The sequence below is a fragment of the Paenibacillus sp. FSL F4-0097 genome (assembly GCF_038593125.1).
In the GTDB taxonomy this organism is placed as follows: domain Bacteria; phylum Bacillota; class Bacilli; order Paenibacillales; family Paenibacillaceae; genus Paenibacillus_AQ; species Paenibacillus_AQ odorifer.
The window spans coordinates 3,516,315-3,530,541 of sequence record NZ_CP151965.1 but is presented as its reverse complement, the minus strand read 5'-3'; the positions used below and the strand labels follow the sequence as shown (position 1 = coordinate 3,530,541).

Genomic DNA, 14,227 nt, shown 5'->3' with positions numbered 1-14,227 from the left:
TCTTATAAAAGAAGGCCCGCGATCTTCCGCAGGCCTTTTTTTGGTTGTCCTACCACTGCCTTTATCAGAATAAGCTAACTATATAAAGGAGGAGGACAACATTAACGTATTTATAGGTTATATGATTATAGGATTATCCCTCTCGGCACCTCTCGGACCCATTAATGCAGCACAGCTGGACAAGGGACTCCGCGGAGGATTTATGCCTGCCTGGATAGTCGGTTTAGGGGCGGTTAGTGCCGATATCATCTACATGCTGCTTGTTTATTTTGGCCTCATTCATCTGCTGGATGCTCCGTTTGTTAAAGTGTTTTTATGGTTGTTCGGATTCTTTGTCCTCGTCTATTCAGGTGTAGACAGCATTAAAAATACAGGTGACATTTCAGCTGACGGGCTGAGGGGCAACGATACCTCACTATCCAAATCTTATCTGTCGGGATTTCTCATGTCCTTGTTCAATCCCCTCTCGATCCTTTTTTGGTTGGGTATTTACGGCTCAATATTAGCCAAGGCGGTCAGCGAGTATCCGATGCAGCAATTATTGATCTATAGCGGAGCAATCGTACTAGGGATTCTTTTCTGGGATGTAACCATGGCTGCCGCCTCCAGCCTCTTTCGTAAATTTCTAACCGTTCGGGTATTGAAGGCGATCTCCGTTCTGTCAGGTCTGTCGCTGATTGGATTTGGTTTTTATTTTGGTGTACAGGCTGCCCGACTTCTCTTTTTTCATTAAACCTTGTTTTTTCGCATCCTGATGCCCTTAATCCGAAATTCAGGACCGCCCGGTAAAGAATGATATTCATGGGTCTGTTCGTCCGCCCCATGCCCCATAACATAACTGTCCTTCTTATTACGGATGTGTTGAACGATCCAATCACTCAAGGCAATCAGCGAAACAATTAGCAGGCTGATGTAGAAGCCTGGACGACTGAGCGCATGAAATAGCGTACCTGCTACAGCAGTAGCGATCAGCACTAAGCCTAGCCAGCGTTTCACCCCGTTTAGAAGACTGGGCTTAAGCAGCTTGCGGGAGGAGAGCAATATAAAGGACCAGTTATAGAGGATCATCAGTCCGGCAGCTGTTGTAATGTATTCGTATACTTTTCCTGGCAACCACAATGACATCATAATGGCACCCCCTAAACCTCCAGCTATTAAACAAAGGGCAAAAAACGGATATTTATCCTTCCATTTCTTCGAAAAAACCTTGGGTGCATCCCCTTCCTGTGAAAGAGTGATCATCATCGAGGTAATGGCATAAAGCGAAGCTGTCATCGTGGAGAACCCAGCTATGATCAACACCCCGTTAAACAAATGCGGTATAAAGGTCAGATGGTCGCTGCTGAGCGCGAGCACAAAAGGACTTTCTTTTGGATTAAAAGCACTAAGCGGCACCATGATTACTGCAAGCCCGATTGAGAGAACGTATACTGTAGCCAGTCCCAGCAACATCACCTTTCCTGCTTTTGGAGCTTCCTCAGGTTTCTTTAGCCTGTAGGACATAATTCCCAGCACCTCAATGCCACCATAGGCATAAAAAGCAAAAATAAAGGCAGACCACAACCCAATACCTCCAGATGGAAACAACGCTTTAAACCCAAGTGGAACTTTCGGTGAGAACTTAGAACCGCCGATCCAACCCGTCAGAAGTACGGCAGCAATAACAAGGAACATTAGTATAGCCGCCACTTTAATGATGGCCAGTATATTTTCAACCCTGTCAAAGCCCTTATTACCAAAAAACACAATCAATAGGCTCACGGCAGCAAAGCTGGCAGCAAATACCCACATCGGTACGGCCGGGAACCAAAAACGCGAGAATATGGACAATGCTGTGAGCTGACTTCCCATAATCAACAGTTCCGAAAACCAATATACCCAGCCGCTCCCGAACCCTGCCCAATTTCCAAATGCTTTTTTTGCATAGGATCGAAATGAACCCTGCTCCGGATCTTCCGCTGTCATCTGAGCCAGTGCATCAAATACGACATATGTTCCAATAGCAGCTAAAATGTAGGCTAGCAGTACTGCTGGCCCTCCCATGGAAATTGCTAGACCTGAGCCAAGAAAGTACCCGGTTCCTATAGTGCCTGCTATGCCTAACAAGCTTAGTTGCCACCATTTCAGTTTATCGTCTTCTTCAGTTTTACTGGAAGGTTGCTTCATGAATTCCGTCCTCATCCTGATTAGAATTTGAGATGTCTCTCATCTCTAGAATTCCCTTCAGGCGGGTACGTTATTTACAGGAATCATAATAAATAAGCTTCCCGACCAGAAAGGCTGACAGGCTTATAGTTATTCATACCGGGTAGTATGCAATAAAGAAGAAAAGACTGGTTAATCAGTATGGCTTTTTTGTGGTAGGAATCGTTGTATCGATTCGCATGTTTACGGAAGTTTCTTGTTCTGTGATCTGTGGAATGGCAATCGTAACTACATCTAAACCGCAGTATAAATGATATCTTTCCGTACAAATGGTACTATTGGGTATGGACTTACTCTATAGTAAAGGATAATTTACTCATGATTAGAAAAAATCTAACGAATTTTTATACTGGTGAATTTGCTAAGCTATTCGGAATCAAAAAAGATACATTGTTCTACTATGACAAAATAAAGCTATTTCAACCAGCAGGAATAAGCGATAACGGATATCGATATTACACTTTACAGCAGCTCGATACCTTTTGGGCTATACAATCACTCCGATCGTTGAACTTTCCTATTAAAGATCTGAAGAGCTATTTCAGTTCACCTTCCTCGGAGAAATTGACCAAGCTTGCTGAAGAACAACTCATAAAGGTGGAAGAAGAAATTAAAAAGCTACAAGAAATTTATTGGTTCCTTTCGAAGTTGACATCCATATCAGAAGAATTAATAAATACCACACTAGGTGAAGTTACAATCGTTGAATTACCGGAGGAACACGTGATATATAGTGCCCCGAATCCACGTACCGGTGATACCTCTAACGAAGAATGGAATTACGATTATGAAGTTTTTTTAGAGCAAACAGGAATGAAAGGTCCAGCTTTCATTGGTTCTGTGACTAGCAAAGAGGATATCTTGCATGGTCGGTTTAACCGAGTTGAACGTTTGTTTGTTCACACTGAAACTCCGAATGCCGAATTAAAATCCGCAGGTCTTTATGCCATTCTTTATCATAAAGGCAGCTATGAGAGCATAACGGAAGTTTATCCGTTCCTGTTAAATGAAATTAGGGATAGAGGGTTTCATGTATCCGGTAATGCTTATGAAGAATATTTGGTCAATGCATTGTCAACCAATAGAGAAGAAGACTTTGTCACGAAAATCAGTCTTGCTATAAAGTAGAAAATTTAATTTATAGCTTAGCGTCGTGTGACGAGTTGCTGCAACTCGGTAGCCCAGAGCTCCTTGCGGATTCGGTTGAGCCACGATGTAGAACTCGCGGTATACTTCCTGAGGCCGATACCCCTCTCTACTAATCCAACGTCGGAGATTATTCCAGGTGGCAGCAGTGCTTTCTGAGCCACGGTGGACCGTCGTTACAGCCGCTTCAACACCAGAGAGTACTACGACCTCGAATCCGTCTCCGGAGACAACCTCTGGTCCGACAGGAAATGCGGCAGTCACAATTAACCCGTTACCGTCCACGTCTTCCTCAAAGGTGGCTAGCGATACCGCACCAACAATCACACCTGCCTGGGTAAGGCTGAGGTAGAGCTGATTAAACATTGGACCAATGATAGGGTTGATGTGATTAAAGCTCTTCGCTTTTGCCATGATGCGGGCGACGCGCAGAGCCGGCAGCGATTTGATCTCTGGTTTGTGTGCAGCGAACTTAGGTTTTTCTTCAGACACTGCTGATCCTTCAACACTTTTTTCTTCTGTGTCTTCTTCTATATAATTATTCATGAGGTACTGCGTTGCCGCTAAGGCATGGGTGCGAACCAGATGCAGCAATTCCTTGATCGATACCGACTCATTGGCCGCGCTGCAATTGCTTCCGTCCGGACCATACCAGAAAGCAGGCGTACCACGATAACGCCAGTACCGACAATCGGAAATTGCAACATCAGGAACCAGCACCGGTTTTTTCCACCCCAAATCTTCTACCGTCTCCTGCAAGATCCTAGCCATCTCACTGTCTGGATCCGATACATCCGCCGAATCGACCCCTTCCAATTTGATTTCTGCTTCGGGATAGCGAGCAACAATATCTCTGGCTTTCGAGAAAATCGTATACGGATCAGCTCTGACTGGAAGAACAACGGATACCGAGAATATACAATCAGGTGAAATGACACTAGGTGAATTGCCGCCCTCGATCGTACCAACATTAACCGTGATTAATGGCAGAATCTCAGCCGCACCTTCTCCTCTGGACTCGTTGTACTGTTCACGCCGCTGCGGATTAGAGAGTATATCCGTAATCGAGGAGGGAACGTCTACCTCGATACCTTCCAACTCGTCAAGGTCGCGGATGATATCGGTGGCGATATGGATCGAGCTTTTGCTTTCGTTAGGATACCCGGATATAGCTCCCCGTGTCGCCACTCGTACAGAAAACTGCATGTAACCCTTCGAGGCGAACGAAATCGCATCCGTTCCAGAGGGTTCGGCGCTGAGGACGCAGTCGGCTTCCATTTCGCTTTCGATCTGCTCGAACATAAAGCCGGTGCCCCGTCCATATCCAGTCTCTTCATCGGAGACGATGGTAAGCGATAGTTTGCCCTTCAGTTGATCGAGTAATTGTGATAGATACGTGTAGGCGAAAAGCATCGCCGTTACGCCTGCCTTCATATCTGACGTCCCGCGTCCCCATACCCGACCGTTCACAATCTTTCCGCTCCATGGATCGTCAGTCCACCCGGGTTCATCTCCAGCAGGCAGTACATCGAGATGTCCGTTGAACATCAGATGCCTACCCTCGCTTGGCATTTGCACCGAAGAAATGATATTTGGCATGGTATCTTTGGCGTTGACTTGCCTGTACGGAAGTCCTTCGATGTCGAGGTAACTCTGAACCATCGCCATTGCCTCACGCGTATCACCTGGAGGGCTAGGGGTTTCACATTTAACTAGACTTGAGAAGAACTGAACAATCTTCTCCTCATCACGTTCGACCCAATTCATTATTATCTCGCTAATTTGTTTTAACTGATTCTTTTGCTTCAATTGTTGATCCATATCCTTGTCTCCTTTGAGTGATTGATGATTTGCAGGCTTACATAGGTCATCTGTCCTGACAAAGGGTATCATAAGGTATGGAGTTACTCCATAGTAAAGAGGGGGTTTTTCTTTTGTTTTGGAATAGCTGAGTAACTCCTAAATCCAAACCGTATCCAGCAGCTCGTCCACTGCTTGAATTCTGGTCACAGATGGTGTTTGTATTAAATTCCCTCTGACCATAACCATAGCTACATCAGACAAAGCTTTTATGTTCTCCAATGGGTTTTGCTCCATCATGATTAAATCCGCATATTTGCCCACATCTATAGAACCTGTCAGGTGATCGATTCCCAAAATATCTGCATTTGATTTGGTTACTAGTTCAATAACCTCACATGCGTTCAGCTTTGTTTGTCGCATGAAATGATCAAGCTCACGCCAAAGATCATAGTGGGTTACATAGGACATAGCAGCGTCCGTTCCCACACCGATTTTGATATCATGTTCTATAGCCTGCTGTAGCCCTGTTAACATAGAGTCATACACAAGCCGGGCATTTTCCTTAATGGTTGTATTCAACTTTGTCAGGATCGGATCTAATTTCGCACTGGGATAAGCTGCTTGTAAAGTAGGAATCACAGCGGTGTAGCCCTTTAAGGCTCTGGGATTATTTTTGTACAGCCTGATCATATCCTCATCCATCTCCGCGCCGTGTTCAATAGTATCCACTCCACCCTTTAACGCAACTCTTACACCTTCGGTACTTTCTGCATGTGCCGCCACACACATCCCAATTTTATGAGCTTCCTCGCAAATGGCAGCCACCTCTTCTTCCGTCATTTGCAAGCGGCCTGCTTCTCCGATCCTTTTGGCATCGGTGACCCCGCCAGTTACACATATTTTGATTAGGTCCACTCCGTTTTTTACATTGATTCTTACATTTCTTCTCCCTTCACATGGTGAATCACCGACCAAAGCCAAATAAGGTGCACCGTGGCCATCCGTTACGCTCAGGAAATACCCAGATACCAAAAGATTAGGTCCAATAGATTGATTTGCCTTAATCTCATCCCTCAACTGAACATCAGTATAAAAAAATTCACCTACGCTACGCATCGTTGTTACTCCGGAATGCAGTGCGGTTAGGGCATTTTTTTTCATCCGTCTCTTCAACATGTTTCTGCCCAGTCTCGTATCCAAAATATGATGAAACGCAAAATTCAGCAGCCCTTCACTGGCAGATAGCGTAAATGGCTTCCCATCGGCAAAAAGATGAACATGCGCGTTGATGAGACCGGGCATCACATATTTCCCCGAACAATCGATCGTTTGGAAATGGGTGGGGACAGTTACAGCGCTTGCTTTCCCGATCTCCTGAATCAAGCCGTTTTCATCAATCAAAATCGTCATATGGGAATCAGTCCCTTTTTTCGCATCTCCATAAATAACATTACAGTCCATAAACGCATAACCTGTCTTCATCGTAACTTCCCCCGTTCTTGATTACACCGCCCAAAAATGAATAATTAATTCATTATTGGATTAAAAAAATAGGGACCCTCGTAGATGCTAAATGTGCATATCCACTTGGTTGTCCCTCATTGCTGCGTTGCGCCCCAGTTTTACCCCACACCTAAATTCGGCGCATTGATGTTATTCGTTTAAGCTTTTTAGTCCATGCAGCCAGTATAAGCTTAATGCCTCAAAAATCCTTCTCCGGCTATCGGCGCTCATCTCGTGCTTTAATAAATCCAGAATCATATTGATGACATTGTTCGCGATGATCTTCAGCAGAATCATATTTTCTTCGGTTCCGATTTCGTATCTTTTATAATGATCTTTTATATAGGGTCTTTTAGTTTCGATCATCAGATCGATCAGCTCGTTTTTGGCATTGCTATATACGGTCCCTTTATTCTTTTCAAAAATAATGACAATCTGCCTGCTGTACTGGGTTAATATATTTATTTGCTCTTGAACGATAGCTGATTTTTTCTCATTATTAACATCATCAAAAAAAGTCTGGTTATCGATACGAATATTTTCCACTAGCACATTCTTCAAATAGTCCACTAAAGACGGGGGAACAACCGAATAGAACAAATCTTTTTTATTTTTAAAATAAGTATAAATATTGCCAACAGAAATTTGAATTTCATCGGCAATATCATTCATTTTGGCATCAGAGAAGCCTTTTCGGAAAAATACCTTTAAAGCGGCGGATTCAATTTCCTGTTTTACTTCTTCTTTTTTAGACTGCATATTGCCCCTCACCTTTAATAATGAATTAATGATTCACTATTAAAAATAATTCAAAAGATTCGATTTGTCAAACTACATTCGTGATTCAACCATTACAATATTTCGATATAGCCTTCTGTACCATGCACACGAATTCGTTGCCCATCTTTTATCAATTTGGTAGCATTCTCCACTCCGACAACTGCTGGTAAGCCATATTCACGCGCAATAACTGCCCCATGGGTCATTAGTCCACCAACTTCAGTAACTAGACCTTTTACAGATACAAACAATGGAGTCCAGCTAGGGTCAGTAAATAAGGTAACTAATATATCACCATCTTCTAGATCAGCATCCTCCATGTTTAAGATGACACGCGCTCGTCCCTCTATAACACCGGAAGAAACCGCTAGACCTACAATAGCTTCTGTTGGGAGGTTTTCTCGGTTGTACTTACCCGCAATAATTTCACCATCAGACGTGAGAACACGTGGTGGAGTTAGTTTTTCATATAATTTGTACTCTTCTTTTCGTTTGCTGATGATCTGGTAATCCAGTTTGCATCTACTTACGACTTCGCGAAGTTCTTCAAACGTTAAATAGTATATATCTTCTTTTTCAGGAATAACTCCTGCTTGTACGAGTTGTTCGGCTTCTTTTAATAAAGCTTGCTTATAAACGAAGTAGCGATTAACCATACCGTATTTGGGGTATTCCCTAAACCCGCTGAAATTCCGGATGAGATCAATCATTCGTTTTGTTTCTTTAGCTTTTTGTTCACCATCGGGTAATTGCTTCAATCGATCTAATAGCTCTTGTTCTTTTTTCAAAGCTTCCTGTCGACCTTGCTCAAATTTCCGATGGCCAGCATTAGGTTCAAAGTTTTTGATATTACTAAGAATCATGGGGACAAGTGTAGTTGGTTTTTCGCTCCAACGAGTTCTTGTAAGATCGATTTCTCCGGTACATCGCATTCCGTATTTACTGAGATAGTCATAGAAAGCCTCTTGGGTTTCCTGCCCACCCTCAAAACTAACCAGTTCATCTAAGAAATTATCGTCTTTAACCTGCTGTAAATAATCAATGACTTCCGGATAAGGTCGAATCACATCAGCGAGATTGAGTAACGCCAGACCCATTTCCGAAGTAATATTGCCCTGTACAGATTGAGAAAGCGTATCTGCTACGTTTTTTTCACCTAACCATTCGTTTATTTTTTCATTGATCCATGCTGAAGCATCCATAGCCGCCATAATCACACGCATACTTTGTGGGTTGAATAGAATCTTCTTTAATTGCTGCATATCTTCCAGAATAAAATCAAACAACTCCGCCCCTGATTTGGTTTGAATGTTTTGTTGCAACTCTTCTATTGATGCTTGGTTGCTCTTAATGAGGTCAGAAACGATTGTCGGATCATTTTCGAGTTGTACTTGAGAATCACTAGGTGGCAGGCTTGTATTGCTTTTACTCGGAGTAGAAGCTTTTTCATTATCTGCCGAAAATTTTATAAAATCTTCTCGCTCTGCGATGGTTATGAGTGCGTCTTTTATGAGGGGATCAGATTTACCTAAGGCTTCTATGATCATTTCTCTGCTGCCAGGTGAAGCAAGACTTGATGTGACATCAACAAACAATCTTCCGCCAGCTGTACGCATAGGTGCAGGAGTCGTTAACAGGTAAAAAGCCAATCCCAGCGGTTTCATGGGATCTGTCATCATTTGTTGATGACCAACAGATACATAAACGTGGTTTTCTTGATCATTCGCTTCAGGGATGGGGAATAAAGTTGTGATTGGCCGACTCTGGACGATATAAAATGTATCCTCGTCCAAACACCATTCGATATCTTGTGGGCAACCAAAATAGGCTTCAATCTGTCTGCCTATCCTTGCTATTTTTAAAATTTGTTGTTCAGTAAGTGTTTGAGTCTTTTGCTGTTCGAGGTCGATCTGCCGGGTCTCTGTTCCGCCTTCTTTTAGTCCGTAGATAGCCAATTTTTTGGTTGCTATTCTCTTATCGACAATTTTCTCTTGCTGTACTTTGTAACAATCGGCAGATACCAAGCCAGAGACCAGTGCTTCGCCAAGTCCAAAACTAGCATCGATGGATAGCAGTTTCCGGTTAGAAGTAATCGGATCAGCGGTAAATAAAATCCCTGAAGCCTGTGGAAAAACCATCCTTTGAACGATAACGGATAAATAAACTTGACTGTGGTCAAATCCATTTTGCATACGGTAGATTACGGCACGATCCGTAAATAGAGAAGCCCAACATTTGCTGATATGCTGAAGGATTGCTTCTATGCCGATGATATTTAAATAGGTATCTTGTTGACCTGCAAAAGAGGCATGTGGTAAATCTTCAGCGGTGGCACTAGAACGCACTGCATAAGCATGTTCATCACCAAGCTGGGTGAGATAGTGAGAAACTGCCTTCACAACATCGGAAGGAATTTCTGCTTCCATAATGATTTGCCGAATCTTCCTACTGATTTCACCGATTTGATCCCGATCTTCTACTTTTAGCATAGTTAGTTGATCCAACAAAGCATGATACGTTTGGTTCTGTTCGAGGGCTTGGTGATATCCTACTGTTGTAATACAGAATCCTTCTGGTACTTGTATTCCTTCTATTTTTGATAATCTCCCTAAATTTAACCCTTTTCCGCCAACGAGCAAAAGCTGTGTATTGTCCACTTCCTGAAAACCGAGAACTAAAGAACGCATTTATTATCGCTCCTAACTATTAAATTGAGAAAAAAATTGACAAGAATTTAACGGCATGATAATATAAATATATAAGATGCAATTATTATGCCTAACCTTTGAATATCAGTCGTGAGTTGATTATATCATCGTGTCTTTTCATATGCAATATATAAGAATCTGATGAGATAAATCAGGTTCTTTTTTTTTGATTTCAGCTATCATTAGTGTTAAAGCAAATAAACCGCAGCCCCTCAAGTGGCCTACGGTTTATTTGCTGTAATATTAGAATGTCGTAATAGGGTATATTATAATCCCTTCACTTCAAACTCATAGATCCGCGCTGCTGTATCGGCTCCCTGCGTAGGTTTGAGAATCAATAATTTTACATAGCGGGCTTTTACTAACGCAATTGAATCAGTCGACTCGGCAGCCGAGTTTCCTTGGACGTTGACAACATCCGTCCAGTTCGTTCCGTCGCTGCTGACCTGAATCGTATAATCACTGGTATTAAAACCGGACCACTCTCCTCCGCTCTCAGCATGCTTGATGACAAAAGTGCTGAGTTGATGTTCGGCGCCGAGGTCAACCTGAAGCCAATGGGGCAGATTGCCAATTGCGCACCATTTACTGTTATCCGTCACTTTACCATCTACGGCGTTAGGTGCCCCTTCCTTTTCCCCGCAGGCGTGATCGGCTGTTGCAGTTTTACCAAGTGCCAGATTTTTCACTGCGCTAGCTTCCTTGCTCACTGTGATGAGCCCTTTTTTCGTAATTGTGTCTTGGCCCGAGCTGTTGGTTGCAGTTAGCGTCACGCTATAAACGCCCTCCTGAGCGAATGTCACAACTGGGTTCTTCGATGTGCTGACCGCCGGGCTTCCGCTTTCGAAGGTCCATGACCATCCTTCTGTCACTTCAGTCGACAGGTCGGTGAAGTTTACGCTCTCGCCTGGAGCCACTAGGGTTCGATCAGCCTTGAACTCCGCAATCGGCTTTGGATAATCCGGCCAGCTGATCTTCACGCTAGAGGGTTGACCTTGCTCGTATCTTCCATTGATGGCAACAACCTTCAATACTGTGACCGTTTCTTTGTCTATTCTTCGTATCTCAGGAACGTAAAACACATGATTTGGTGTTGCACCTATGAACATTTCACTACCATCTGGCAGTACACGATAGATTTCGTATTGTTTGACCTGCTGGTCAAGCTGTTTCCACTGTAATCGGGCGTCTCCATAAATACCATTGCGGAAATCGGATTGAGTGACCTTAAGATCGCGAACCGCGGGCAATGGTTTGATCGAGTCATTAGCATTTTGAATAGAGAGCTGGCCAATTTGAATGTTGTAATTATTAATTGCATCCTTAGAGTCAAAATACAGTGACAACTCTACGATCCGTTTCCCTTTGTATGGGGTCAAATTCAATGTTTCAGTAGTCCAGTCTGGCGATGTCTTATCCTTCACGTTAAGGAAGACATATTGGTTGGGATGGTCTGCGAAAGCGAGACCAACCTTCAGGCTTGGCTTATTTTGTGTTTTGTACGTAATAGACAGCTTTGTACTTGCTTCGATCTTAAGGTCGGTCTTGTAGAGTTTCAGATGTGTCGCATTGTTAGGGTTCAGCACGCCTGATACCTTCAGCGAACTGCCACCGTAATATGCATTGGACCAGTCGAGCACTGGTGTAAGTGGGGTACCTTTGCTGTCTGCGATCCAGCGCCAGGATGGAAGAATATCCTGCAGACTCCGGTTGTTCCAGCCCTTATCCCGCACCTGCTTCCCTCGTACAAAATATTTCTGTCCGCTTCCCGTGTTGAAGTTAGTGGTGAAAGGCAGCTCATTTACTGGTGATGATTCGATCACATCGTTTGCGATACCTTTCCAGGCTTGATCGCTCGAGGTGTTACTCGGATTCCCGTTTGGACCCACCCAGAATTTGTTCTCGCGTACAAAGAAATCTTCCATACTCTCTGCGCTGTTAAAAGCCCAATCCGGACGGTAAATACCAAGGGAAGTAACGGCAGGATCTTTATCCGGAAACAACAGATTCCAGTTCACCTTTGTATCGTAACCCTTGGCTTCGACATCGATGCCTGCATACAAGTCATATGGACTTCTGCCCAAGCTTCTAGCCTTCTCTGCCGAGCTTTTAAGATCCTTCCACCAAAAGTTCAGGAACATATTGTCTGTAATTTGCTTTTTATTGTCTTGCAGGAACATCGCATTCTTGTCGTTAAGTGCATTTTGCCAACTGATACTGCCCTCATTGGTCATGGAATCATACCATACGATGTGCATAGAATTTGACTTGTGTGATTCCAGATAACTTAGGAAAGCTTTCATTTGCTGTGCGTCGGCCGGCGTTCCGCCCTCAGTCTCCTGGTTAATAAACCAGCCGTCAAATCCGTAATGGCTCGCAACCTGGATCAACTTGTCAGCAGCAGGAAAGGAGCCGTCACTATTCTGCTGAAGCATCTGCTTGACCCATTCATACTTCCCGCCATATACGGTTGGTGGGAAGAACACCGTTCCGATAATCGGCACGCCATTTTTATGAGCCGCGTCGATCGTATCAGCGCTTGGAGGTACGATGATCCCTTCGCCCGCGGAACCACCCCAATAGACCAGCTTGTCAACATATTGCCAATAGGTAAATGTGTTAGCTTCGAATTTGCTTGAACCCTGCGATGGAACTCCGCTTGTTCCCGGGTTCAGTGCTGATAAAGCCATGACTTTTGGCGCTTTGGTTGCATGAGCGTTGACTCCATCTGCTACAAAACGGTCCTGCAGCGGGACTGTGCTCCGGTTAAATGCCGCATCCGGGTCGGATGCCGGACTCCACTGAAGCAATTGCTCCGGAAACCAATAGGATGAATAAGGCTGTTTCGCGAACGCAGTTGTGGATAAGGCTGCGCACATCACAAGTAAGAATATAAAACCTGCCCCAATCTTTTTCATGCCATACTCCTCCAATCGATAGATTAAATGATTGCGCTTACATTTTATCAAGTTGAACAAAGCTATAGATAGTGGATTAATGGCAAGTTCAGGTGCAATTATTACAGGTCGTAAGTCTAAGGTCAATAATCTCAGTGGGGAATTTGCTCCTATAAATTTGATATTTATATACAAAAAGCCGCAATTATGCGGCTAGTAAATGTAAATGTATAGGATAAGGTAAAGTGTATAGTTATTACGCTTTCAGGTTTAAAAGAAAATGCCGTGTGTCCTGATAAGCATCTGTCCAGCCCATCTTAGCATAGAATCGAAGTCCATCGAGTCCCTTAAAATAATAGGCACCGATTAGCCGCTCCTCAAAATTCGGGGTCACTATTCTAGCTTTCTCTTGATAGTTTTGATACGCGTTAATGACATTACACCAAGGCATATGCTTGTCGAGAATCGCAAGGTCTATGAGAGAATCGCCATACATGCAATTTCCATCAATAATGCTGGTTATCCTTGTTCCGTTGGACAAAATATTCCACTGTTGAAAATCTCCGTGTATAAAGCTTCTATTAGATTCATTATAGGGTACGTAGGTCATCAAACGACTATAGATTTCTTCGTATACGTCTCTTTCCAAGCAAGACGTGCGGAAGAGTTCATGCCAATTCTCCCAGAATGTCCCCATCTGATCTTCCGCATTTACGGCAATGACGAAGTCTTTCCAAGATGAATAGGAGCCATTGCCGTTAGGACCGATCCAACCATACCCGTTAGTTCCCCCAATATCCGTTTCGGCCATTCTTGTTAAAATGCCGATAATTTCAGGCATCAGCCGGGTTTGTTCCTCTGCTGTACAATCGGATAGATTGCGACCTTCCATTCGCTCCATGATCAAATAGGTTAACTGATTAGTCCTCCCTAACCCCAAACATTTTGGGAAAGGGATACCTTGGTCGAGTAGCAAATTGGATACAAATTGTTCGGTCTCATATGCTCGTTCCAAATCGCTGAATTTAACAACATAGTCTTTTCCTTCGAGAATAAAAGAAAACACGTTGCTAATATTGCCGCCAGACATCGGTGTAATCTCAGCCGCTCCCTGTCCAAGATGATTCCACAGTACTTTTTCAATTTCACTCATGGTCAATTCCGGTTTTTCGTAAGCCATTTTTA

The 14,227-nt window shown here is 43.5% G+C and carries 9 protein-coding genes; 2 read left to right on the top strand and 7 right to left on the bottom strand.

What is annotated here, in order from left to right; genetic code table 11:
• Positions 1-100: 100 nt before the first annotated feature.
• Entirely contained in the window at positions 101-733 is a 633-nt protein-coding gene (locus MHH86_RS15825; RefSeq protein ID WP_038571226.1) for a LysE family transporter, read from the top strand.
• Here the strand turns inward: MHH86_RS15825 and MHH86_RS15820 are convergent.
• The gene (locus tag MHH86_RS15820; protein ID WP_076223656.1) at positions 730-2,166 is read right to left on the bottom strand and encodes an amino acid permease; all 1,437 of its coding nucleotides are present in this window, start codon (positions 2,164-2,166) and stop codon (positions 730-732) included. The two genes, MHH86_RS15825 and MHH86_RS15820, sit on opposite strands and share 4 nt — an antisense overlap.
• Before the next feature lie 357 nt (positions 2,167-2,523).
• Here MHH86_RS15820 and MHH86_RS15815 point away from each other — a divergent pair, with 357 nt between their 5' ends.
• On the top strand, positions 2,524-3,333 hold the full coding sequence (locus tag MHH86_RS15815) for a MerR family transcriptional regulator (RefSeq protein WP_340940235.1): 810 nt from the start codon (positions 2,524-2,526) through the stop codon (positions 3,331-3,333).
• Here the strand turns inward: MHH86_RS15815 and MHH86_RS15810 are convergent.
• From MHH86_RS15810 to MHH86_RS15785, 6 genes are all read right to left on the bottom strand, one after another.
• Positions 3,280-5,244, bottom strand: coding sequence for a M20/M25/M40 family metallo-hydrolase (locus MHH86_RS15810; RefSeq protein ID WP_081386901.1), 1,965 nt, complete (start codon positions 5,242-5,244; stop codon positions 3,280-3,282). The genes MHH86_RS15815 and MHH86_RS15810 overlap by 54 nt on opposite strands.
• 66 nt (positions 5,245-5,310) lie before the next feature.
• Entirely contained in the window at positions 5,311-6,636 is a 1,326-nt protein-coding gene (locus MHH86_RS15805) for an amidohydrolase family protein (RefSeq protein ID WP_342479348.1), read from the bottom strand.
• 171 nt (positions 6,637-6,807) lie between these two features.
• On the bottom strand, positions 6,808-7,416 hold the full coding sequence (locus MHH86_RS15800) for a TetR/AcrR family transcriptional regulator (protein WP_036677176.1): 609 nt from the start codon (positions 7,414-7,416) through the stop codon (positions 6,808-6,810).
• Positions 7,417-7,508: 92 nt separating this feature from the next.
• Positions 7,509-10,124 carry a phosphoenolpyruvate synthase gene (gene ppsA / locus MHH86_RS15795; RefSeq protein ID WP_076223650.1) on the bottom strand — a complete coding sequence of 872 codons (2,616 nt, stop codon included), beginning with the start codon at positions 10,122-10,124 and terminating at the stop codon, positions 7,509-7,511.
• A gap of 287 nt (positions 10,125-10,411) precedes the next feature.
• Complete coding sequence (locus MHH86_RS15790; RefSeq protein WP_076316422.1) at positions 10,412-13,063, bottom strand: discoidin domain-containing protein; 2,652 nt, start codon at positions 13,061-13,063, stop codon at positions 10,412-10,414.
• Between the two features lie 235 nt (positions 13,064-13,298).
• Positions 13,299-14,222, bottom strand: a complete 924-nt coding sequence (locus tag MHH86_RS15785; RefSeq protein ID WP_076223645.1) for an aminoglycoside phosphotransferase family protein — start codon at positions 14,220-14,222, stop codon at positions 13,299-13,301.
• Positions 14,223-14,227 lie beyond the last annotated feature (5 nt).